The sequence below is a fragment of the Haloarcula sp. KBTZ06 genome (assembly GCF_048595605.1).
In the GTDB taxonomy this organism is placed as follows: Archaea; Halobacteriota; Halobacteria; order Halobacteriales; family Haloarculaceae; genus Haloarcula; species Haloarcula hispanica.
Genome location: NZ_CP184337.1, coordinates 409,520 through 429,132, shown reverse-complemented (window position 1 = coordinate 429,132; position 19,613 = coordinate 409,520). Strand labels below are relative to the sequence as shown.

General features: G+C 61.3%; 26 protein-coding genes and 1 tRNA gene. 9 read left to right on the top strand and 18 right to left on the bottom strand.

Annotated elements, in window-relative coordinates:
- Nucleotides 1-20 precede the first annotated feature (20 nt).
- The gene (locus ACNO8S_RS02355; protein WP_420182412.1) at nt 21-734 is read right to left on the bottom strand and encodes a TrmB family transcriptional regulator; all 714 of its coding nucleotides are present in this window, start codon (nt 732-734) and stop codon (nt 21-23) included.
- A 729-nt stretch (nt 735-1,463) separates the two neighbouring features.
- Between ACNO8S_RS02355 and ACNO8S_RS02350 the strand changes: the two genes are divergently transcribed.
- Nucleotides 1,464-1,772, top strand: a complete 309-nt coding sequence (locus tag ACNO8S_RS02350; protein WP_420182411.1) for a HalOD1 output domain-containing protein — start codon at nt 1,464-1,466, stop codon at nt 1,770-1,772.
- An 86-nt stretch (nt 1,773-1,858) separates the two neighbouring features.
- Here ACNO8S_RS02350 and ACNO8S_RS02345 read toward each other — a convergent pair whose 3' ends face one another.
- Entirely contained in the window at nt 1,859-2,377 is a 519-nt protein-coding gene (locus ACNO8S_RS02345; protein ID WP_420182410.1) for a hypothetical protein, read from the bottom strand.
- Between the two features lie 246 nt (nt 2,378-2,623).
- On the opposite strand from ACNO8S_RS02345, the gene dnaJ reads away from it, so the two are divergent.
- Nucleotides 2,624-3,778: a molecular chaperone DnaJ gene (gene dnaJ / locus ACNO8S_RS02340; RefSeq protein WP_050037554.1), complete on the top strand. Its 1,155-nt coding sequence runs from the start codon at nt 2,624-2,626 to the stop codon at nt 3,776-3,778.
- Here the strand turns inward: dnaJ and ACNO8S_RS02335 are convergent, their stop codons facing one another.
- Nucleotides 3,779-4,084 (bottom strand): nucleotide pyrophosphohydrolase, encoded by a 306-nt coding sequence (locus ACNO8S_RS02335; protein ID WP_420182409.1) that lies wholly within the window; start codon nt 4,082-4,084, stop codon nt 3,779-3,781.
- Nucleotides 4,085-4,162: 78 nt separating this feature from the next.
- On the opposite strand from ACNO8S_RS02335, the gene ACNO8S_RS02330 reads away from it, so the two are divergent.
- Complete coding sequence (locus tag ACNO8S_RS02330) at nt 4,163-4,912, top strand: hypothetical protein (RefSeq protein ID WP_050007457.1); 750 nt, start codon at nt 4,163-4,165, stop codon at nt 4,910-4,912.
- A 29-nt stretch (nt 4,913-4,941) separates the two neighbouring features.
- Here ACNO8S_RS02330 and ACNO8S_RS02325 read toward each other — a convergent pair whose 3' ends face one another.
- Together ACNO8S_RS02325 and ACNO8S_RS02320 are read right to left on the bottom strand one after the other, a co-directional pair.
- Nucleotides 4,942-5,124, bottom strand: a complete 183-nt coding sequence (locus ACNO8S_RS02325; RefSeq protein WP_014039538.1) for a DUF7333 family protein — start codon at nt 5,122-5,124, stop codon at nt 4,942-4,944.
- A gap of 47 nt (nt 5,125-5,171) precedes the next feature.
- A complete protein-coding gene (locus ACNO8S_RS02320) occupies nt 5,172-5,921 on the bottom strand; it encodes a hypothetical protein (RefSeq protein WP_014039537.1) in 750 nt (249 codons plus the stop codon).
- Between the two features lie 127 nt (nt 5,922-6,048).
- Here ACNO8S_RS02320 and ACNO8S_RS02315 point away from each other — a divergent pair, with 127 nt between their 5' ends.
- Entirely contained in the window at nt 6,049-6,717 is a 669-nt protein-coding gene (locus ACNO8S_RS02315; protein ID WP_014039536.1) for a halocyanin domain-containing protein, read from the top strand.
- Nucleotides 6,718-6,732: 15 nt separating this feature from the next.
- On the opposite strand, the gene ACNO8S_RS02310 is transcribed toward ACNO8S_RS02315, so the two are convergent.
- A complete protein-coding gene (locus ACNO8S_RS02310) occupies nt 6,733-7,263 on the bottom strand; it encodes a type II toxin-antitoxin system RatA family toxin (protein WP_014039535.1) in 531 nt (176 codons plus the stop codon).
- 142 nt (nt 7,264-7,405) lie between these two features.
- On the opposite strand from ACNO8S_RS02310, the gene ACNO8S_RS02305 reads away from it, so the two are divergent.
- On the top strand, nt 7,406-7,681 hold the full coding sequence (locus ACNO8S_RS02305; protein ID WP_014039534.1) for a MarR family transcriptional regulator: 276 nt from the start codon (nt 7,406-7,408) through the stop codon (nt 7,679-7,681).
- A 128-nt stretch (nt 7,682-7,809) separates the two neighbouring features.
- A complete protein-coding gene (locus ACNO8S_RS02300; RefSeq protein ID WP_014039533.1) occupies nt 7,810-8,883 on the top strand; it encodes a tubulin/FtsZ family protein in 1,074 nt (357 codons plus the stop codon).
- A 47-nt stretch (nt 8,884-8,930) separates the two neighbouring features.
- Here ACNO8S_RS02300 and ACNO8S_RS02295 read toward each other — a convergent pair whose 3' ends face one another.
- The 3 genes from ACNO8S_RS02295 to ACNO8S_RS02285 form a co-directional block, all read right to left on the bottom strand.
- Nucleotides 8,931-10,274 (bottom strand): alkaline phosphatase family protein, encoded by a 1,344-nt coding sequence (locus ACNO8S_RS02295; RefSeq protein ID WP_014039532.1) that lies wholly within the window; start codon nt 10,272-10,274, stop codon nt 8,931-8,933.
- Nucleotides 10,275-10,360: 86 nt separating this feature from the next.
- Nucleotides 10,361-10,486: a hypothetical protein gene (locus ACNO8S_RS02290; RefSeq protein WP_004593838.1), complete on the bottom strand. Its 126-nt coding sequence runs from the start codon at nt 10,484-10,486 to the stop codon at nt 10,361-10,363.
- A 131-nt stretch (nt 10,487-10,617) separates the two neighbouring features.
- Entirely contained in the window at nt 10,618-11,151 is a 534-nt protein-coding gene (locus tag ACNO8S_RS02285; RefSeq protein WP_004593839.1) for an inorganic diphosphatase, read from the bottom strand.
- A gap of 297 nt (nt 11,152-11,448) precedes the next feature.
- On the opposite strand from ACNO8S_RS02285, the gene ACNO8S_RS02280 reads away from it, so the two are divergent.
- Nucleotides 11,449-11,808, top strand: a complete 360-nt coding sequence (locus ACNO8S_RS02280) for a PadR family transcriptional regulator (RefSeq protein ID WP_004518536.1) — start codon at nt 11,449-11,451, stop codon at nt 11,806-11,808.
- Between the two features lie 83 nt (nt 11,809-11,891).
- Here the strand turns inward: ACNO8S_RS02280 and ACNO8S_RS02275 are convergent, their stop codons facing one another.
- From ACNO8S_RS02275 to ACNO8S_RS02265, 3 genes are read right to left on the bottom strand one after another with little or no spacing between them, the layout of a single operon-like run.
- A complete protein-coding gene (locus tag ACNO8S_RS02275) occupies nt 11,892-12,446 on the bottom strand; it encodes a DUF7108 family protein (protein ID WP_014039530.1) in 555 nt (184 codons plus the stop codon).
- Nucleotides 12,439-13,035 carry a ribonuclease HI gene (rnhA, locus tag ACNO8S_RS02270; RefSeq protein ID WP_014039529.1) on the bottom strand — a complete coding sequence of 199 codons (597 nt, stop codon included), beginning with the start codon at nt 13,033-13,035 and terminating at the stop codon, nt 12,439-12,441. The genes ACNO8S_RS02275 and rnhA overlap by 8 nt, the downstream gene beginning before the upstream one ends.
- Before the next feature lie 47 nt (nt 13,036-13,082).
- Nucleotides 13,083-13,478, bottom strand: a complete 396-nt coding sequence (locus ACNO8S_RS02265; protein WP_050037553.1) for a hypothetical protein — start codon at nt 13,476-13,478, stop codon at nt 13,083-13,085.
- A gap of 100 nt (nt 13,479-13,578) precedes the next feature.
- Here ACNO8S_RS02265 and nreA point away from each other — a divergent pair, with 100 nt between their 5' ends.
- Nucleotides 13,579-14,868, top strand: a complete 1,290-nt coding sequence (gene nreA / locus ACNO8S_RS02260; RefSeq protein WP_050037552.1) for a DNA repair protein NreA — start codon at nt 13,579-13,581, stop codon at nt 14,866-14,868.
- Between the two features lie 42 nt (nt 14,869-14,910).
- On the opposite strand, the gene ACNO8S_RS02255 is transcribed toward nreA, so the two are convergent.
- The gene (locus ACNO8S_RS02255) at nt 14,911-15,777 is read right to left on the bottom strand and encodes a DUF4013 domain-containing protein (protein ID WP_129756029.1); all 867 of its coding nucleotides are present in this window, start codon (nt 15,775-15,777) and stop codon (nt 14,911-14,913) included.
- A gap of 105 nt (nt 15,778-15,882) precedes the next feature.
- The gene (locus ACNO8S_RS02250; protein WP_420182781.1) at nt 15,883-16,044 is read right to left on the bottom strand and encodes a DUF7560 family zinc ribbon protein; all 162 of its coding nucleotides are present in this window, start codon (nt 16,042-16,044) and stop codon (nt 15,883-15,885) included.
- Between the two features lie 190 nt (nt 16,045-16,234).
- Between ACNO8S_RS02250 and ACNO8S_RS02245 the strand changes: the two genes are divergently transcribed.
- Nucleotides 16,235-16,651: a low molecular weight phosphatase family protein gene (locus ACNO8S_RS02245; protein ID WP_050037550.1), complete on the top strand. Its 417-nt coding sequence runs from the start codon at nt 16,235-16,237 to the stop codon at nt 16,649-16,651.
- Here the strand turns inward: ACNO8S_RS02245 and ACNO8S_RS02240 are convergent, their stop codons facing one another.
- The 4 genes from ACNO8S_RS02240 to ACNO8S_RS02225 form a co-directional block, all read right to left on the bottom strand.
- Entirely contained in the window at nt 16,652-17,509 is an 858-nt protein-coding gene (locus tag ACNO8S_RS02240; protein ID WP_420182408.1) for a hypothetical protein, read from the bottom strand.
- Nucleotides 17,510-17,716: 207 nt separating this feature from the next.
- The gene (locus ACNO8S_RS02235; RefSeq protein ID WP_420182407.1) at nt 17,717-18,466 is read right to left on the bottom strand and encodes a class I SAM-dependent methyltransferase; all 750 of its coding nucleotides are present in this window, start codon (nt 18,464-18,466) and stop codon (nt 17,717-17,719) included.
- A gap of 417 nt (nt 18,467-18,883) precedes the next feature.
- A tRNA-Ile gene (locus ACNO8S_RS02230) sits at nt 18,884-18,957 on the bottom strand.
- 81 nt (nt 18,958-19,038) lie between these two features.
- Entirely contained in the window at nt 19,039-19,605 is a 567-nt protein-coding gene (locus ACNO8S_RS02225) for an FxsA family protein (protein WP_420182406.1), read from the bottom strand.
- Nucleotides 19,606-19,613 lie beyond the last annotated feature (8 nt).

The window sequence follows — 19,613 nt, the reverse complement described above, 5'->3', positions numbered from 1 at the left end:
ATCCCGAACTGCGTTGTTCGCTAATCCTGTTTGAGTGGCGTCATTTCCACGACGCCCTGCGAGAGGAGGCGGCGCGCGATGACGATGAGTCCGTTTCTGAGTCCGGTCGCGAAGATGGCCTGTTCGTCGCCATTCTGCGGGTCGATTGAGCTGACGAGCATTGCCGACCGGTCGACGAGCAGGAGCCGGCCGACAGCAGCGTCTTCCTGCGGTGTCATCTCGCCGCGGAGCCAGTCCAGTTCCGACAGGAACGCGGTCGCGCGTGGGATTTCCTGTTCCACGCGGTCCCGTATCGAAGCGGACCCGCTTCCGACGATAAGGTCGATATCCGAGTCGATGGAATTGAGTTGCTCGATCAGTGGCTCGGTGAGGACCGCGTCGGAACCGATGACGAGGACCACTTCGTTGGTCGTGTCGCCGATGATTGCCGCGGCACGGTTCTCGATAGCTTCGGACCCGGTGAGCGACCAGACCTCCTGTAGCTCGGCCTCGTCGTCGTCGGACTCGATGCTTCCCATCTCGCGTAGCGCGGACTGGAGGCGTTCGACGCGCTCTTCGTACTGATCGCGGAGCGTTTCGGTGGCCTCGGAGAGCGGGACGGCCCGGAACTGCTGGGGACTGGAATGCTGGACCTCGACCAGCCCCTTCGCTTCGAGAATCCGGACGGCGTCGTAGACCCGCGTTCTCGGGACCTCCGTCACCTCGCTCAGTCCCTTCGCTGTACCGCTGGACATCCGAGAGAGTCCGACAAAACATTTCGCCTCATACTCTTTCAGGCCCAACTCCTGGAGTAAACTTACTGCTTCTTCGTGTGTTGCATCAGATGTCATGTGTCCCAACCTTCATCTCGGTGGAAGCCGAGGATGTGTAGAGAGATGACGCCCACAGGTAAAAGACGTTGTTACTGTAACACTGTCGGCTCTCGTCTCAGTGAGCGTTGTTCGACGAACGATCCATAGCGTATTGTGACTGAAGGAGCCTCCAGCGGTTGTAATCGACGATCTGCGTCGAAGTTATTTCAACGTGACATCTATGTTTACTCAATTAATCACACAACTGTTATACATGGGTCCTGACTATGAGTAGTTGGCACGCAGCAATCTATGTGTCCCAACCACATCTGCTGCGTGCTATTTTCAAAAGATCGGTCCGACAGGCTCTGAGCGGCGCGTCCAGAACGTGGTTTCCCCGAAGCAGATCGCTGTAAGATGGAACTCAGCAGTCATCTCGCTGCCCGTATTTCGACCCCAGTGTTCACTCTCGGTGGAAACAGTTCACTCCGAAAAGCAAGTTCATCGGATAGCTATTGTATCAGCCTACGGTTATAAAATGTAACCAACACCGTGTATTCACAGACATGTAACCGGTGTTCACTCCGATATTAGATAGCTATATTATACATCACATATCCAACTGATGAATTGACAGTAGAATTAATATGATAGATAGACATATTTCCAGTAATGAGTGGGTCCGACAGGCGGCCCGACCGGACATCTGACGACCCGGACACCCTCCACGCGGAGTTCGACTGGGACGTTGTCTCACCGTCAGTCGCAGTGATGCAAACGGTCGCGACCGCGGCTGACCGAGAGGCCATAGAGCTATCGCCCCTCATCGAAACGCTCGATCCGGACGCGCTTGACGAGCTATTTGTCCATGCATCAGGTCCGGACAGAGCCGTCTCGCTCTCGTTTCAGCTGGACGACTACGCAGTGACCGTGACCGGAGCCGGGGACGTGTATGTCCGCACCGGGCCCGTCCGTTCGTGACCGTTTGCAGGACAGGCACACCACCGATAGCGGCCGGTGACGCTTCCCGGAGACGCTATACGGACCCGCCCGTGAGGTGCAAACAGTCAGCCAGTCTCGTTACCGAGCGTCACTGTGTCGAGCGTCGTCGTCCGCTCGCCCGGCGCACCGAGTGGGCGGCCGGTCCAGCGAACCGCAATCGTATCGCCGCTGTCGAGGAAGAAGCCGACGGAGACGTCGCCGTCAAGGTAGTTACCGTCACCGTCTGAGTCCACGCGCGGGTCGTCAAGAACGATTGTATCGTCAGATTCGACGGGTAGCTGGTCCGCCTCAGCCCACGTCAGCGTGGTCGAGCGGTTCCGGTCGGCATCAGTGACGACGAGCGCCAGCGCGTGCGTGCTGGTGTCCGTGAGTCTGTCCCCGCCAGCGTGGGTAAGCGTGACCGCCCCTGCCTCGACCTCGAACTGGCCGTCGATGGTGACCGACGGGGACGCCGTCCGCAGGTCCGCACCGGGGCCGACGACGAGTGCGGCCAGCCCGACAGCGGCCAGCGCCGCGAGCCCCCAGACTGCGACTCGCTCGACCGTGACGAGACCCCGGTGACCACGCGACGACTCAGGATTCATTGCCCGAATCCTCCCCCGGCACGGAAATAAGCGCCCCGGTACGGTCCGAACGCTGGAGTCGTTAGTTGAATGTTCGAGGACCCGTTCAATTGGACCACGGTAAAGAGCTATAGTAGCCATTGAACAGCAATGCACACCTGATCGCACGACAGCAGTGTGATCAGTGTGTAAGCAGTACAGTCAAACACTACTAGTCGGCAACCCGTTCTTTTGAAGTAGCTCAATCGTCTAAGCCTCGTACAACGAATGAGTCAGGATTTCTACGAGATACTGGGTGTCTCTCGGGACGCCTCCGAAGACGAGATCAAGGAGGCCTATCGAGAGAAAGCCCGGGAATACCACCCGGACGTAAGTGACGACCCCGACGCCGAGGAGAAGTTCAAGAAAGCCAAGAAAGCCAAGGAGGTCCTTACCGACGAGGAGAAGCGCCAGATGTACGACCAGATGGGCCACGAGCGCTTCGAGCAGGCCGAGAAGCGCGGCGGCGCTGGCGGTGGCGGCGGCCGCGGCGGCATGGGCGGGGACCCCTTTGGCGGCGGCGCTGGCGGCTTCGATATGCAGGATATCTTCGACCAGTTCTTCGGCGGCGGTGGCCGCGGTGGGCGCGGTGGCAGCCGACGGCGGCAGGGCCAGGACCTCCAGACGCGACTGGAAATCGACCTCGAAGAGGCGTACAACGGCGCGACAAAGCAGCTGAACGTCACCCGGCCGGAAGCCTGCGACGACTGTGACGGGGCCGGGCATCCGCCGGGGGCCGACTCGGAGACCTGCCCGGAGTGTAACGGGCAGGGCCAGACGACGCAGGTCCAGCAGACGCCGATGGGCCGGGTTCAGCAGCGGACGACTTGCCGCCGGTGTGACGGCGAGGGAACGCTGTACGACGAGACGTGTTCGACCTGTCGGGGCAACGGCGTCGTCCAGAACGACGCGAGCCTCGAAGTCGAGATCCCGGCCGGCATCGCCAACGGGCAGACGCTCCGGATGGAGCGCGAGGGCGCGCCCGGCGAGAACGGCGGCCCGAACGGCGACCTGCTCATCGAGGTGAGCGTGCGCGACCACCCGGACTTCGAGCGCGACGGCGACGACCTGCAACACCAGCAGGCCATCTCGTTCCCGCAGGCCGTCTTCGGCGACACCATCACTGTCCCGACGCTGGACGGCGAAGTCGAAGTCGACGTGCCCAGCGGGACCCAGAGCGGCGAGGTGTTCCGACTGGAGGGCAAAGGAATGCCGCGACTCCGCCGACGCGGCAAGGGTGACCTCTACGTACAGGTGCAGGTCGTCACGCCCGACAGCCTCAACGCCGAACAGAAGGAGGCCCTCGAACAGTTCGCGGAGGCCGGTGGCGAGGAGGTCGACGTCGAGGAAGGCTTCTTCGAGAAACTGAAGAACTCGCTGTAGTCAGTCGCCGCTCGCCGGCGTCCCGTCTGAGCCGGACTGACCCTCGTACTTCGCAAGCGCCGTCGAGAGCGCGGCGTCGGCATCGACATCGAGTTGTTCACACAGCGCGAGCAGCGCGAACAGGGCGTCGCCGAGTTCCTCCTCCCGTATCGACAGCGCCGTCGAGTCGGTACCGTAGCCGGTCGTTTCGTTGACTTCGGCCGCGATGTCACCGAGTTCAGCCACCACGTCGAGCAGCCGGTGGGCGGGCGGTGTGTCGAAGTCATTGTATCTGAGTACGTCGGCGACTTGTTGTTGTCTTTTCATTTCTAGAGCGTGGAGGAGGCCACTTATATCGGCTTTGTGGCCGCGCTGTTTTTCATCGGCGGGGCCGAACGACGACACATGCAGGTACTCGGTGACCTTGTCGCGCAGGCCCGCGACCGCGACGGCGTTCTCTTTCGCTCGCCGGAGCGGTCGACACCGTACAGCTACTCCGATTTCGCCACGAACGCCTGGAAAGGAGGAAATCTGCTGCGACACTACGGCGTCCGGCACGGGACGCGGGTTGCCGTCGTCGTCGGCCCGAAAGAGCCAACTGACGAGGACCAGCCGGGCTACCTTCGGGACGGGCCGGACGCGCTGCTTGCCTTCCTCGCGGCCGCGCTCGATGGCGCGGTCGTGGATATGGACCCGCCGAATGCGGTCGATGCGACGGCGCTTATCGCACCAGCGGCGTGGCTCGACCGCTACACGCAGGGGCCAGGGACGAAGGGATTAGCATACGGCGGCCCAGTCGATGATCCCACCATCGCCCAGTTCGAGCGGGAGCTGTGGAGCGAGAACCCGCTCCAGCCGCCGGGCGAAGTCGCGCCCGAGGACGACGTGTTGGCGGCCGACAGAACGTACACGCACGGCGAGCTCATGGCCGAAAGCGGTCGTGTCGTCGCAGACTACGATATCGGCGCGGAGACGACTGTCGCGCTCCGGGCACCGATGACGACGGCGGGGGCAATCGTCGCCGGACTGCTTGCGCCGATGCGGGCCGGCGCGACGGTGGTGTTCGGTGGCGACGAGACTGGGGATATCGCTGTTGCTGACGGGGATGCGCCGGAAGAAACCGTTGTTCGGCCAGACGACACGACGCCGTCGTAGCTCCTTTTAATCGTCCGCTACGGGGCCGTTTAGCGAGTCGCGCGGTACTCGCCGTGTTTGACGCCGAGCGCTAGAATTAGCGCGAAGACGACTATCTGCCCGACACTGACGGGAAGTGCGATACTCGAAGGCATTCCCATGAACGAGCCACTCACCATTACCCCGACAAGGACGAGAAAGGCGATTGCAGTCTTTGTCGTATCGAATTCCATAACAGCCGATCATTGGAGCCCGGGTCGTCTAAACGTTGGCTTTGCGGTTACTCTGTCGGGCGGACGAAGTCCGCAAGCGTCACCAGTAGGCCGAGCACCCACCCCAGCGGGATAGAGATGCCGAGCCAGATGATGACGTAGGCGATACCTTCCCGGTCGAAGTTCTCGATAAAGAACTCAGCGACGCCGACGGAGGCCAGCACCTCGTAGAGGAACCACCGCGACAGCGAGTCGCTCGCTGGAATGACGACCGAGGCGACGGTCGTCGAGTACAGCGCTGCGACGACCGGCGGCAGGAAAATGGCCGTCATAGCGAACGGATATGCCAGCGCGACCGTCGTCCCACGGCCGCCGACCCGCCGGAACGTGACCGCGAGCGCGCTCGATAGCGTCGCAACGCCGCCGGCGACAACCACGGCGGTGAACCCACCCGACACGAGGTCGATACTCCCCGGTTCGAGTCGCGCAAGAGCCGCCAGGCCACCCCAGGCGACGACGGAGAGTAGAACGACGCCGACGACGCCCAGGCGGGTCGCCGTGCCGTCGATGCGACGGGTCTGGTAGCGCAGGACGACGCCACACAGTACCAGCGGATACACCAGCGCGATGACTGGGACCCCGAGCGCAGACCAGAGGCGATAGAGGGCCAACCCAACCGAGGAGTCCGGCGTCCACGTCCCGAGGACGGTGTCGTTAGCGTTTCGCTGACGTGGATACACGAGTTCCATCCACGTTTCGTGTAATCTATTGAGGTCGATACGGATCCCGCCGACGACCCCGTGGCTTCCGGTAGACATACCGGTGGTTTCGTTCTACCGGCGTTAAATGTTTCACGGCAGCCGTGGCAGTTGTGATATGCTGTGAAGAGTACTGCCCCGATTCGAAACCGACATATTCAGGACGGGGAGTCACAAACGGTCAGGTATGACAGACGGTAGAGCGGACGTGTCCCGTCGGGGCTTCCTGCGGACGGCGGCAGGGGCCACGGCTGCGTCGGCCGCAGCAGGCACCGCGACCGCACAGGAAGGCACCGAGGGCGGCGACGGCGGTGGAGGCGGCGGCGAGCCGGACTACGGCGGTTTCCTGGACCAGGTAGGGAACTTCGACGGGTCGACCGTCGACGCAACCGGACAGGACACAGCGACGGTGGAGGTCGGCGTGCAGGCCAACGGCGGAGCCTTCGGCTTCGGCCCGCCCGCAATTCACGTCGACAACGGCGCGACCGTCCAGTTCGAGTGGACAGGTAACGGCGGCGGCCACAACGTCGTCTCGGACGGCGACGGGCCGCTGGACTCCGGTAGCGCTGTCTCAAGCGCCGGCGTCAACTACGAGCACACCTTCGAGGAGGACGGCATCTACCCCTACGTCTGCGTGCCACACGAGAGCCTCGGCATGAAGGGGGCCGTCGTCGTCGGGACGGACTACCCAGCGAAGTCCTCCGGCGGCGGTGGTGGTAGTGGGAGCTCCGGCCCGCCGGAAGTGCCAAACAGCGCGAAAACGCTCGGCGTCGCAACCTCGTTCGTGATGGTCGCGACGCTCGGACTCGCGTACTTCTTCATCCGGTACGGCGGCGACTACGAGACGCCCGAGTAACGCTCCGTCGCCGCGTTACACCGAATCCGGACCGGCGTGAATCTCCAGATCGACGTCCCGTTCCTGCCCTTCGAGGTCCTCGACGACACGTTCGACGATTTTGGTCGCCTCTTTGCGGATGAGCGGCTTGACTTTCTCGATGACCCAGTCCATCGAAACGAGTCTGGGGAGGTCGACGGCATTGTCCGAGGCCGACCCGGGGTCGAACGCAACGTGAAACCGCACCCGTGACGCCGTCTCCACGTCCGCCGGGACGCCGTCCGGGTCAGGCTCGACTGCCCAGTACCCTTCGGCGTCGATGTCCTTGACGATCCGCCAGTCGATGCGCGTCGGCGGTGAAACGTCAGTCACCGCCGACCGAGCGGTGTAGGAGAGCTTCCACCACGAGAACACGAGGTCGTAGTTCGTCCCCGGCGAGCCGTCGCCGTCCTGTACCACGCGATCGAGATACTCCGAGTATCGCGCGTAGCCCGGAAAGTCCAACAGAAACTCGTAGACCTCTTCGGGTGGGACGTACACGACCGTGCTGACCTCGACTTCGTCCACGTCTGTGACACCGGATGTACTGAAGGTAAACTTTCGGGCATCGAACCCCGGCCGTGGCCGCGCTTTTTGCCGAAACATTTCCACAGAGCATAATTACGAACAGAAAATATTATCACTCTGTATTGGATATGGTGACAGTACCATGAGTGCATCCGATATCCAGTCCGCTGATACCGACAGCGAGCACGAGACCAGCGGGTGGGACGCCGTCCGCGATCTCCCGCCGAGCGCGAAACTCGTCGCGAAAGTCCTGGAGTACAACGAGACTCTGACTCAGAGCCAACTCGCCGAGGAGACGCTGCTGCCACCGCGGACGGTCCGGTACGCACTCTCCCGCCTCGAAGATGTCGGCGTTATCGACTCCCGGTTTTCCTTCGCCGACGCGCGAAAACGGATCTACACGCTGCAGGTCGAGTAGCCACCCGACACGACTCACGTCGAGTAATCGAACCCTGTATTCCGCGCCAAGAACCGTTTTACCGCTCCTTGTCGCCCGTTGACAGTGTGAGGACAACGTTGATTAGTCAGCCTCACAAGACATCTGGTATGAAAGTCGTCCTGATTGGTGTCGGGCAGGCTGGCGGGAAAGTAACCCAGTCGCTTGCCCAGTTCGATTACGACATGGGGTTCGACGCTGTCCGGGGGGCCCTCGCCGTTAATACGGCGCGAGCCGACCTCCAGGACCTCGATATCGACACGGCCCTCATCGGACAGGACCGCGTGAAAGGTCACGGCGTCGGCGGTGACAACGAACTCGGGGCCCAGATTATGCAGGAGAACGCCACCGAGGTGCTCGACGAACTCGACGGGCGCATCACGACCGAGGCCGAGGCCATCGTCGTCGTCGCCGGACTCGGCGGTGGCACTGGCTCCGGCGGCGCACCGATGCTCGCCCGCGAACTCAAGCGCATCTACGAGAAGCCGGTGTACGTCCTCGGCATCCTCCCCGGCCGGGACGAAGGCGGTCTGTACCAGGCAAACGCCGGTCGCTCGCTCAAGACCGCCGCCCGCGAGGCCGATTCCCTCCTCCTCGTCGACAACGACGCCTGGCGGGGCAGCGGCGACAGCGTCGCTGCCGGGTTCGAACGCGTCAACGACGCTATCTCCCAGCGGGTCGGCCTGCTGTTTGCCTCCGGCGAGGCTGTCGAGGGAGTCGGTGAGAGCGTCGTCGACTCCTCAGAGATCATCAACACGCTCAGGGGCGGCGGCATCGCCTCCATCGGCTACGCCAGCGCCGAGGCCAGCGAGGACGCCGGCGAGAACGTCAACACCATCACCAGCGTCACCCGGAAAGCCCTCCTCACGAGCATGAGCCTGCCCAACGCGGTCAAGGCCGACTCGGCCCTCCTCGTCGTCGCGGGCGACCCCGAACGCCTCTCGCGGAAGGGCGTCGAACGAGCGCGCCGCTGGGTGGAAGACCAGACCGGGAGCATGGAGGTCCGGGGCGGGGACTTCCCGCTCGGCTCCGACAAAATCGCGTCACTCATCGTCCTTTCGGGCGTCGAACGGTCCGAACGGGTCGACGAGTTCATGAAGCGCGCCCGCGAGGCGGCTGACTCCCAGGGCGGGACGACCGACCCGGACGAGTTCACAAACGACAAACTGGACGGACTGTTCTAAGCTGTTTTCGGCGCAGATACCGGAATCACTCGACTGAGACGGCAGCCTCAGGCGAGGCTGCTACCGTCGAACTTCGCGCGGTCGAAGTCGTGGTCGAGCAGGTCGAGAACGGTCGGCGCGATGTCGTAGAGGTCGGCGTCTTCGATGCGAACGTCCGGGTCATCAACCAGGAGCGTCGCGTTGTCGAAGCTGTGCATGCCGTTTCGCGGCCCGACACCGAAGACGTCATCGGAGCCCTTGAATCCGGCCTTCAGGTCGAACCCGTGGTTCGGGACGACGGTGAGATCCGGCGCGATGTCGTCGTGGTCGCCGCGGAAGGCGTCTTCCTTGGTCACGACACGGTCGGCGACCTTCTTGCCGTCCGGGCCTTCCAGCGATTCGAGTTTCTCCTTGAGGTCCGCACGGACGGACTCGTACTCGGATTCGGGAACGCTGCCGTTCGGTTCGCGGCCCTCCAGATTAATGTAGAAGCGACCGGGGATGAGCGAGTAGGCTTTCGTGTCCTCGCTGATGTCGCCGAGTTCGGAATGGTCGTCGGTCGCATAGTCGAGCCACCCCTCCTGCTGGAGCCACTCGTTGAAGTGAACCTCGTAGTCGAGGGAGGTGAAGCCGTGGTCCGAGGCGACGACCATCGTCACGTCGTCGGGGAGTCGGTCGCGTAGGTCACCGAGATAGGCATCGACCTGCTTGTAGAACTCGAAGAACGCCTCCTGGTTCTCGCCGTCGCGCTCGTAGTCTTTGAACAGGAAGTGGTTGACCCGGTCAGTGGTCATGAACACCCCGAAAAACAGGTCCCAGTCGTCCTGCTCGACGTAGTGTTTGAACGCTTCGTAGCGTTTTTCTAGCGTCTTGTGGGCGTCCTCGACGAAATCGCTCTTGTCGTCGTCGTGGCCGAGTTTGGCGTTGACGTCGATCCGGTAGTCGCTGTCCTGAAGGTGATCTCGGAGTTCGTCCGGGTAGGCGGCCTTGTCCACGCCCGGTGAGAGGAAGCCCGACACCATCCGCTGGACGTTCCGCTGTGGCGGGAAGGTAACCGGCACGTTCAGAACCGTGGCATTGCGGCCATCGTCGGTGACGCGGTCCCAGAGGCGCGTCGCCTGCACGTCACGCCCCATCGGGACGTAGGTGTCGTATGACCCGACCTCGCGGTCCTGAAAGCCGTAGACACCCGTTTGTCCGGGGTTAACGCCAGTCGTCAGAGCCGGCCAGCAGGCGCTAGACTCGGGCGGGACGATGCTGTCAATGGGGCCGGCGCTTCCGTCCGATGCCATCTCCGTGAGGTTCGGGAACACGTCGGGGTGTTCGTCGATGAGGCTGAACGGTACGCCGTCAATGCCGAAGAAGGCAACACGCGGTGCGTCGTCTCCCTTCAATCGGTCGAATAATCCCATACGACCCGTTAGTCAGGTCAGGAACAAGAAACTTCTTTTCGGAGCCGCGTCACCGAAAGCGGCAAAACCATCGATACAGCCCACGCTCAGGACGACTGGTCCGCGTTCTCCGGAACCACGGTCAGATGTGCGATTCCGGGTGTCGACCGCCGCTCGACTCGCGGAACGACAGTCGTGTGGTCCAGCGCCGCGTCGGTGTCATCAGTAGCCATACACATATCGATAGTAGTTACACGGACAAAAAATTACCCATGCTCATACATAATCGGAGACACCTGCCGGTATTACTTCTGGAAATACGGCGGCGGTGGAACAAAACCGCAAAAATGTGGTCCCGGAAGCGTCAGTTGAACTCTTCGTCGTACAGTTCCTGGGCGTGGACAATAGCGTCCTTTGCGGCTTCTTTGTCCTCCCAGCCCAGCGTTTCGACTTCTTTGCCTTCTTCGAGGTTCTTGTAGGTCGAGAAGAACTCGTCGATCTCGTCGAGGGTCTGCTGCGGGATGTCGTCGAGGTCCTCAATGTGATCGTAGCGCGGGTCCTCGATCGGAACTGCGATGACCTTATCGTCTTGCTCGCCGTCGTCGTCCATCTTCATCAGGGCCACGGGACGGGCCTCGATGACACAGCCGGGGAACGTCTGGTCTTCGACGAGGACTAACACGTCGAACGGGTCCTCGTCGTCGTAGTACGACTGCGGGATGAAACCGTAGTCAGACGGGTAGTGAACGTTCGAGTGGAGAACACGGTCGAGGACGACACCAGGGATGTCCTTCTCGTATTCGTACTTGTTACGCTCGCCTTTCAGGCACTCGACGACAGCGTAGATCTCTTCGGGCGGGTTCGGTCCAGTTTCCAGGTCTTCCCAGAGGTTCGTCATCACCGGCGACTGCGCGACGCCGTCAAAAAATCCTTTCGTAATAGCCACAGCTATTCGGTATTATGCGCTATATAACCCAATAATATCTAACTATAGATATATTCTTAGATTACACTTACTACCTGTAAACGACAATCTGAAAGCAGATTAATCGGAAACTCAATTTAACTGAACCCATATAATATAATTTTCTCGATATTATTGTACCTGCTAGTTGTGTGGTGGTTAATGCCCCACAGCAGGCGTTGTGCGCCAGAGTTAACAAGTGTTAAATAGCTTGCTGACATTTACTCAACTATGTCAGAGGCACAAACAGTTACTGACAGTCCGGGCATCGCAAAAGAGCTTACCGCTTTTCAGCAGAATATCCTGGTAATACTCGCTGAAGAGCCACGGTATGGTCTCGCTATCAAGCGCGAACTGGAAGAATACTACGACGACGAAGTCAACCACGGTCGCCTGTACCCGAACCTCGACGACCTCGTCGAGATGGGGCTCGTCGAGAAGAGCGAACTCGACAAGCGAACGAACCAGTACTCCCTGACCGAGTCGGGCAAGGACGCAGTCCTCGACCAGCTCGGATGGGTGTTCGGGAAGTTCATCTCCGATGACGGTCGAGCCGACGAACTCCGTGACCTGATCGCGGCGCAGCAGTAGACTCGCATCTGGGCACCTGCGAACTACTGTTAATCAATTCTTAATGCGAACCAAACCTGGCTACCGGCGGGTATACCGAACGGTTACGCGTCGGGGACGCGGCCACCGGCTTCTTCCACAGTGAGACGGATCGACTGGTCGAGGGCCGACTGTTGTTCCGCAGTTGGCCACGCGTTCCGTCGGACGTAGTCGTCCCGAAACTCCTGAATTTCGTCCGGTGTCGCCTCCGAGATGGGCTTCGCGTAGTGGTTACCCATGAAATCGGCGAGCAGCTCCGCGTTGGCGCCGTGTGTCTCACCGTGTGTTTCGGTCACAGCTTCGACGACGGCTCGGTTTGCAGCGTCGATTTCCGCCCACTCGTCCGGGTCGCCGGGGCCCGAAAGCCGTATCTCGACGCCACGGTCGATGTCGTCGACCCGCTCCGGACGGATGACGCCGTCATCGACCCATTCGACGGGATGGCAGACGAGTACGTCACCCGTCTCGTCGTTTCTGATACGGGCAGTGTAGTCGTACTCCGCGAGGATTTCGTCGCGTTCAGTCCTGTAGGCGTCGGCCTCGGCATCATCAACTACTTCGCGAGCGAGCCTGGTCAGCCGTTCGGCCTGTTCGGTCACATCTGTCGGCAGGTCAGTCATCGTCGAGTGCGTCGTTAGCTAGTTCGTCTGCACGGTCGTTTATTTCCCGCGGAACATGCTCGATCTGCCAGTCGTCGAAGTCGGTCAGCAGTTCGCGCACGCGGACACGGCTTTCGCGCAGGTCTGGGTCGTTCGTATCCCACTCGCCACGAACCTGTTTGACGATAAGCTCTGAGTCACCCCGGATATGGACATCGTCGAATCCGTAATCGCGTGCGACTTCAACCGCGCGGATGAGCGCCTTGTACTCCGCCTGGTTGTTTGTCGCCGTTCCTATCGTTTCTCCACCCTCCGTGACAATCCCGCTGTCGTCAACCAGCACGTAGCCGACTGAGGCCGGTCCCGGGTTTCCCCGCGATGCGCCATCAAAATATGCATGGACGCGCCCGCCGTCAGTGCCGCGCAGCAGGGCCTCAAGTCGTGCAGTCCCCTCACCCTGTACGACGACTTTTCCGTCGTAGGCGACCGCCGTCGCGCCGCCGTATTCGACGCGCCAGCGCTCGTGGTCGGTGTTTCCCGCGTCAATGTCGAGTCCCGCATCCGCCAGACGCTCGCGGGCCGTCGTCTCGTCGCATTCGATGACCGGCATTGTCCGAGGGTGGCTGACCCGTCGGTATAGACGTTGTGGTCGGCCCGTCAGTTTCCGGCGTTTCTGCTGATTCGCTCGGCACCGGTCTGTCGACCCTCTTCACCGCCGAGTACCCGACCGAGAACACCGACCAGCCCGCCGACGGTGACAACGGCTCCGGCGGCGAACATTATCGACAGGATTGGGTCGACAGGCTCGATGAGGATGGGTGAGAGAAACAGGACAATCCCGGACAGAATGGCTATCGCCGCTGCAACGGGGCTTACCTGTTTCCCCGACGAGACGCGGTAGGTGGAGTGTGCGAGCGTGAGGGCCGCGAGTTCTCCGACGAGAAGGTTGACGAGCGCCTGCTGGTACGCGACGGGAATGACGGCAGAGACGAATACGACGACCATGCTGACCAGCGTCGCGCCGAGGAGGAACCACTTCGTTGTATTTACCATGATTTATATCACCTGTTGTTACTCAATCCAACCCTGTAAGAGTTGCTCTCCCACGGACCGCCGGAAAGGTTCTTATCGGGGAGGACCGAAGGCGTGACAGATGCAACTCGACGAGTTCATCGAGGGGTTCGAGGAGGACGAAGCCGCACAGCGGCGCCGCCTCGCGGCGGAGAAGTCCTACGCCATCACGGACCACCTCGAAGACGTCGAGCGGCAGTTCGAGGCCGCAGTGCAGGGCGATTCGCTGTTCGGATCGACAGCCCCGGAGATATTCGTCGGCCGGTCGGGGTATCCCAATGTCTCGACGGGCCTGCTCTCCCCGGTCGATACCGACGCCGCCGCTGCCGGGTTCGCGACCAGCGGCGACTGGTACCAGGAGGGACTTGGTATCGAGGACGTCCTCCAGCGCCGGACCGGCATGGTGAACTCCACCCAGACGACATCAGTCGATTCCGTCAGCGCCGGCGGCGGGCGGGGCGGTGGCGGGGTTCACGACGTCTGGAACGGCTTCGTCGGCGTCCAGCGAGAAGTCGCTATCGCGGACCATCCCGTCGATGTGGAGGTGGGTCTCGACGGCACTCCCGAGATGGATGTGAACTTCGACGACGTCGGGACGCCGACGGGGCCGCGCGCCCACGCGACTGGTGCCGATCTGGCGGAGAACCCCCACGTTCCCCGACCCGTCGAAAAGACGCTGTCGGACGACGACTGGCGCGCGGAGGGTGCGATGGCGTATCTGTACCGCCGTGGGTTCGACGTGTACGACATCAACACCATCCTCTCGGCGGGTGCGCTCGGGCAGGCCAGCGAGCGGTCGCTAGTGCCGACGCGGTGGTCGATCACCGCCGTCGACGACACGGTCGGGCAGTACGTCCGCGGGACGCTCCGCAACGCCGACACCATCGATAAGCCGGAGTTGTGGTACAACGAGTACATGGGAAACCGCTACTGGGTGGTGCTTGCGCCCGGCCGCTGGGAGTTCGAACTCGTCGAGATGAAAGCCCCCCAGAGCGTCTGGAACCCCCGTCCCGAGACGGGCTACTACATGTCCAGTGCTCACGAGGGCTACGAGGGACGGACCGCCTACGTTGAGGAGACTGCAGGGGCGTACTACGCGGCTCGACTCGGCGTCCTCGAACACCTGCAGGAGCGCGACAGACAGGCGAAGTGTCTGGTGCTGCGGGAGATCACCGACGACTACTGGGCCCCGGTCGGCGTCTGGCAGGTACGCGAGGGTGTCCGCAACGCGTTCGACGGCGAACCCGGGACCGCCCAGTCCTTCAAGGAGACGCTGACGGCCATCGCCGACCAACTCCCCGTCACCCTCGGGCAATTACGGCGCAAGTCCGAACTGGTCGCCGGGCTCCAGTCGCAGTTAAGCGATTTCTAACAGCGCTTCGCGTTGCGGTAAACGACCCGTATCCAGCAACCGTTATCGGCGTCGCCCGCTGTCACCGTCACCGGCGTCGTCCCAGGCTGAAGTGCCGAATCCGCTCTCGTCGGTGTCGTCGCTCCAACTCGGTTGGTCAGTATCGCTGTCTCCTATCGGTTCATCCACGCTCGGAGTGGTCCCTGTCGTGGCTGGCCCGGACCCGTGTGTCCCGCCGGTCGCAGTCGTGGGTGCGAGCGGCGGTTCGCCGTACTCCTCCTCGTATGCGTCCGCGAAGCCACGCCCCCAGACGTACATGATGGCCGACTGGCCGACGAACGCGAGGAACGGAACCGCGAGGTAGCCGACGATGGTGAATCCCAGAATGGTCGCTCCAACGGAGACGATGACGTTGACCGCAAACGCCATCACCACGGCCATCAGCATCGTTCGACTTGTCCCGACAGACGAGAGAACATCCCGGTCAAAACCCGCAGCGATACTATCAGCCCGGACGAAGTTCCCTGTCGCGACGGGCAGTATCACTGCCATTGCGAGAACGCCAATAAAGTAGAGCAAGGCAGCAATGAGAAAGCCAAGGAGCAGCAGCCCCCCTGAGTCGCCGAGTCCACCGCCGATAATCAGCAGGACCGGGAGAGCGAGCACGAGGGTGAGCAAGAGACCGTACCCCATAACGATGACCGCGTGCCGGACTCCGTCGACAGTTATGTCGACCAGATCCAGTTCGTCCCAGGCGGGTGGAGCGTCAGTCTCGCCCCTGAGGACCCGGCGCATCACTTCGAGCATATATCCCTGGAACGTGAACAGCGGAACGAGCAAAAAGCCGAAAAACAGTACGACGCCACCGAGGGCGACGCGTTTGACCCAGTCATCGCCCTGTGTCTGGTAGCGAAGTGCGTCTTCTATCATGTTCAGTCAGTCTTAAGATAGGTTCAAATAAGTTGTGTAATCAGTGAAAGCTGCGATCCAGACATCGCAGCTCTCGGACCAATTCAGTGCGGGCAACGGCGTGGCTCAGGTACGATCGGTGCTGTGTGGCGAAACCTCGACGAACGCCGGGGTATCGACTGGCCCGGCACAGACTGGGCATCCAACAACCAACAGGCGCTCTCGAACGCCACCGTCGACCGTTGCACACGCATCACAGTTCGGGCACGTGAAGCGGTACTCCGGCATGTACTCAGGCACGGACTGGGATAGCCGAAGGAACTGCCCCCTCAATGTGGAGGGACTATACGTACGTGGGGGCGTTCCACCCACGGTCGGCCCGCCAGCCGCTGCTACCGGCCGGTGGAGAGTCTCGGATATATAGACCACAATAGCGGTCTTAGGAAGGGTTATTCCGCTCGCTCGGAACTATTACGCGATGACTGATACGCCCCTGAAGTTCGGATTCGTCTGTGTCCAGAACGCGGGCCGAAGTCAGATGTCCACAGCGTTTGCCAAGCGAGAACGCACCCGACGCGGACTCGAAGACGAGGTCGAAATCCTGACCGGCGGCACAGACCCCGCGGACGAAGTGCATCCGGAAGTCGTCGAAGCCATGCAAGAACTGGGCATCGATCTGTCTGACCGGGCCCCACGACCGGTCTCGGACGACGAACTCAACAGTTGCACCGTCGTTGCGACGATGGGGTGTTCGATGCTCGAACTCGATGCCGACATCGCAGTGCGTGATTGGGCGCTAGAGGACCCGCACGGGCAGTCGGTCGAGCGGGTGCGGGAAATCCGCGACGAGATAGAGAAGCGTGTCGCCGACCTGTTCGACGAGTACACCGGATAGCTACCACTCGACGTACGTGAGATACTCGCCCTGTTCGTAGGCCAGAAGCCACGTCCCGTAGCTATCCGTGACCTCGATTCCCTCGTGCTCCCGAATGCGGTCAGTGACCGATTGGAAGGCTTCGTTGTCCTCGAAGTATCCGCCGTCGATGGCCTCCTCGACGACCTCTCGTTCGGCGTCGGAAAGGCCTGAGAGGGTGAACAAGTACTGGTCTCGAATCTGGTCAGCAAACGAGGCGACACCCGACGCGACTTCCGTCGCCTCGTACCGGTATTCGGTCTCTGTTGTCGTTCGTGTACTGACCGTAACCCGATAGCGGTCGCCGTCGTGGACGATAATATCGTACTGGCGCTCCGGAACGAACACCGACCCGTCGCCGACTTCCTCGGCGGTTCCGTACCCGACACCCACGTCGTACCCGTCCCCGGTGGGCGGGTTGTCGTCTGAAATAATCGGGTCAAGTCGCTGGCGGTCCACCGCCGGTAGCTCCTCATAGGCGATTTCACCGATTTCAGCCGTCGAATCAGCCGGGTCGAAATCGATTCGCACCTCGTACACCGTCACTTCGTTGCTCTCAAGTGGCGTCTCCGAAACTTCGTAGAAGGTCTCATCGATCCGGACGGTATCTATCTGGTCGAACAGTTCGTTTCGGCCCCGGCGCGTCGCGGAGCCGTTTTCGATGGCCGCTGAGACAACCGTGTATTCCGCCGATTCGGAGTCAGGCGATATCGAAACTTCGTCGGCAATATCGGTCGCTGTCCCGTCGTCCATGTCCAGCACGACGGAGGGATGGCCACAACCAGCGACAGCAGCCGAGAGGAGGGCTGTGCCGCCCGCGAGGAACTGGCGTCGTCGCATACAGCTACTGACAGACAACTGGAAGGAAAGCCTTCCGGGCCGGGCCTGTTGTGTCACCCCCGGTAATCGCTATGAACAGAGTGAGCGTGCGCACTGACTGGCAGGATGTCTACTCACTTCTGCTAGTGGTCGTTCCCCCGTGTGAAATACCGCGAATATGATGAAATCGGTGTGGATGGTTCGCCGAAACGGAGCCGAGGGACCAGCTTATTTTTTCACAACCCAGACCATCTCTTTTGCCCCGTCTTTCAGCGGTTGCCGGTCAAAGCCGCCATAGCCAGTCCAGTCGCTCCATCCGGTTGTCTCCAGAAGGAGCTCGAACTCTGACTTCGAAAGGAGGGCCAGTTGAAACGTTGCCCGTCGAACCACATCTCCGTCGTGTGCAATCGTTCGCTCCGTTTCGACAGTCTGCGCAACTTCGTCGACAAGCCGGGATATGTTGGTGACAACGTATTCCTCGCCCTGATATGTCACAGACCGTGTTTGTGGCTCGTCATAGGATTGGGAGATCAGATCGAAACTCGGGACAAAGAAGTTCAGGACAAGTCGTCCATCCGGCGCGAGAGCCTCGCGGAATTGTCGGAGCGCCGCCTTCTGCTCCGCTACTGTGACGTTATGGAGAAAGGTGCGGAACGGGACGATAATGAGTTCGTACTTCCGGGAAGTAGCAAAGCCAGTCATATCGGCTTGCCTGACAGCGGGTGTGAGGCCAGCTTCGTCGGCTTTCTGCTCTAGAACCTCAAGCATCTCCGCAGAGATATCGATACCGTCCGCATCTACACCAGCCCGGAGGAGTTCAAGATAGATGCGGCCTGTTCCACAACCGACTTCGAGAACCGGGCCATCGGTCTCTGCGGCCAGATCAACGTAGAACTCAACATCGCCGATTTCCTGATCCTCGTAATTAGCATCGTAAAAGCCCGCCCACTCGTCGAAAAAGTCTTTTGCGAGGTCCATACGTTCGTCACGGTGGGACGGCTTCATGGTATTATCGGTGGTATGTCATGTGATGTCTCTTTAGACAACGCCGAACGCACCCGTAGCTGTTCAACACTGTGTGTGGTCGTCTGGTCAATTCCTTCCGTCACCAGTTCCGAGCAAGGCCAGAAGCGCCGGTTTACCGTCTAATAGGGTGCAGCTTCCACGTCGCAGCTTTGTTGGCGTACGTCTCTCGGTACTCCGAGTCGGTCACCGGAACCACCTCGTGAGAACAGCCTGAGCCGTAGTAAACGCCAGACGGCGGCAGGGTCCGCAAGGTTCCCTTGCGAGTTGACAGAGAATTCCTTCAACGACATCTTTCATGCCGCCGAAATCGTCAAGCTACAACGCTGTAGCTTTGATTCTGGTAAAGCAAAGAACGGGAAGAACTCGGTATGGGCCAACGCGGATTTGAACCGCGAACCTCCCGGTTATCAGCCGAGCGCTCAACCTGATTGAGCTATTGGCCCGACGCATTCAGTTGTACCCGAGGGGTATTGAAAAGGGTAACGTTTCGCGGCCGGTTAGGGATGTGAAACCGCGTCAGGGCTTCAGTTTTCGTCGCTATCGTCGAAGTCGACGTCAGTGGCTTCGGTGGGGTCGAAGGAGGTGCCGGAGCCGGAACCGGACCCCGAACTGGGGCCGCCATCTGGACCGGTCGCACCGGGGCCGGCCGGGCCGTTCTCGTCGTTAGGGAACCCGCCGACGTACACCTGGCCGCTGGCGAAACCGCTGGTCTTGGCGTCGATGTAGGGCCGGACGACCCAGCGGCGTGTGGCGGCACGGACGGGGTAGCGGGTGAACGGCACCGCAAGCAGAAGGCCGACGAAGTCCGTAACCAGGCCGGGCGTGAGGAAGAACGCGCCGGCGGCGATGAGGAGCCCGCCGTCGATGAGTTCGTCGGTGGGGAGTTCGCCGACGGCGAGCCGCTGTTGGATCTTCCGAAGCGTCGCACGGCCTTCGGCGCGGACCAGCAGCATGCCGACGAGCGCCGTCAGGACGACGAGCGCGATGAGAACAAGCGGTGGAACAGGAAATAGAACTCCTGTTGCAAGTGCCACCAGCAACACGATGTCGAACAGCGGGATGAGCAGCAACAGCCCGATGACCCGGAGCATACCACTGC

Bases quoted from the DNA above. Each gene is read 5' to 3' on its own strand.
- ACNO8S_RS02335 (WP_420182409.1), bottom strand. From the start codon at position 4,084: ATGAAAAGACAACAACAAGTCGCCGACGTACTCAGATACAATGACTTC.
- ACNO8S_RS02235 (WP_420182407.1), bottom strand. From the start codon at position 18,466: ATGGACCTCGCAAAAGACTTTTTCGACGAGTGGGCGGGCTTTTACGAT.
- rnhA (WP_014039529.1), bottom strand. From the start codon at position 13,035: ATGCCGGTCATCGAATGCGACGAGACGACGGCCCGCGAGCGTCTGGCG.
- ACNO8S_RS02280 (WP_004518536.1), top strand. From the start codon at position 11,449: ATGTCAGAGGCACAAACAGTTACTGACAGTCCGGGCATCGCAAAAGAG.
- ACNO8S_RS02265 (WP_050037553.1), bottom strand. From the start codon at position 13,478: ATGGTAAATACAACGAAGTGGTTCCTCCTCGGCGCGACGCTGGTCAGC.
- ACNO8S_RS02320 (WP_014039537.1), bottom strand. From the start codon at position 5,921: ATGTCTACCGGAAGCCACGGGGTCGTCGGCGGGATCCGTATCGACCTC.
- ACNO8S_RS02295 (WP_014039532.1), bottom strand. From the start codon at position 10,274: ATGGGATTATTCGACCGATTGAAGGGAGACGACGCACCGCGTGTTGCC.
- ACNO8S_RS02305 (WP_014039534.1), top strand. From the start codon at position 7,406: ATGAGTGCATCCGATATCCAGTCCGCTGATACCGACAGCGAGCACGAG.
- ACNO8S_RS02275 (WP_014039530.1), bottom strand. From the start codon at position 12,446: ATGACTGACCTGCCGACAGATGTGACCGAACAGGCCGAACGGCTGACC.
- ACNO8S_RS02285 (WP_004593839.1), bottom strand. From the start codon at position 11,151: ATGACGAACCTCTGGGAAGACCTGGAAACTGGACCGAACCCGCCCGAA.
- ACNO8S_RS02345 (WP_420182410.1), bottom strand. From the start codon at position 2,377: ATGAATCCTGAGTCGTCGCGTGGTCACCGGGGTCTCGTCACGGTCGAG.
- ACNO8S_RS02240 (WP_420182408.1), bottom strand. From the start codon at position 17,509: ATGCGACGACGCCAGTTCCTCGCGGGCGGCACAGCCCTCCTCTCGGCT.
- ACNO8S_RS02255 (WP_129756029.1), bottom strand. From the start codon at position 15,777: ATGATAGAAGACGCACTTCGCTACCAGACACAGGGCGATGACTGGGTC.
- ACNO8S_RS02355 (WP_420182412.1), bottom strand. From the start codon at position 734: ATGTCCAGCGGTACAGCGAAGGGACTGAGCGAGGTGACGGAGGTCCCG.
- nreA (WP_050037552.1), top strand. From the start codon at position 13,579: ATGCAACTCGACGAGTTCATCGAGGGGTTCGAGGAGGACGAAGCCGCA.
- ACNO8S_RS02250 (WP_420182781.1), bottom strand. From the start codon at position 16,044: ATGCCGGAGTACCGCTTCACGTGCCCGAACTGTGATGCGTGTGCAACG.
- ACNO8S_RS02315 (WP_014039536.1), top strand. From the start codon at position 6,049: ATGACAGACGGTAGAGCGGACGTGTCCCGTCGGGGCTTCCTGCGGACG.
- ACNO8S_RS02350 (WP_420182411.1), top strand. From the start codon at position 1,464: ATGAGTGGGTCCGACAGGCGGCCCGACCGGACATCTGACGACCCGGAC.
- ACNO8S_RS02330 (WP_050007457.1), top strand. From the start codon at position 4,163: ATGCAGGTACTCGGTGACCTTGTCGCGCAGGCCCGCGACCGCGACGGC.
- ACNO8S_RS02245 (WP_050037550.1), top strand. From the start codon at position 16,235: ATGACTGATACGCCCCTGAAGTTCGGATTCGTCTGTGTCCAGAACGCG.
- dnaJ (WP_050037554.1), top strand. From the start codon at position 2,624: ATGAGTCAGGATTTCTACGAGATACTGGGTGTCTCTCGGGACGCCTCC.
- ACNO8S_RS02290 (WP_004593838.1), bottom strand. From the start codon at position 10,486: ATGGCTACTGATGACACCGACGCGGCGCTGGACCACACGACTGTCGTT.
- ACNO8S_RS02325 (WP_014039538.1), bottom strand. From the start codon at position 5,124: ATGGAATTCGATACGACAAAGACTGCAATCGCCTTTCTCGTCCTTGTC.
- ACNO8S_RS02225 (WP_420182406.1), bottom strand. From the start codon at position 19,605: ATGCTCCGGGTCATCGGGCTGTTGCTGCTCATCCCGCTGTTCGACATC.
- ACNO8S_RS02300 (WP_014039533.1), top strand. From the start codon at position 7,810: ATGAAAGTCGTCCTGATTGGTGTCGGGCAGGCTGGCGGGAAAGTAACC.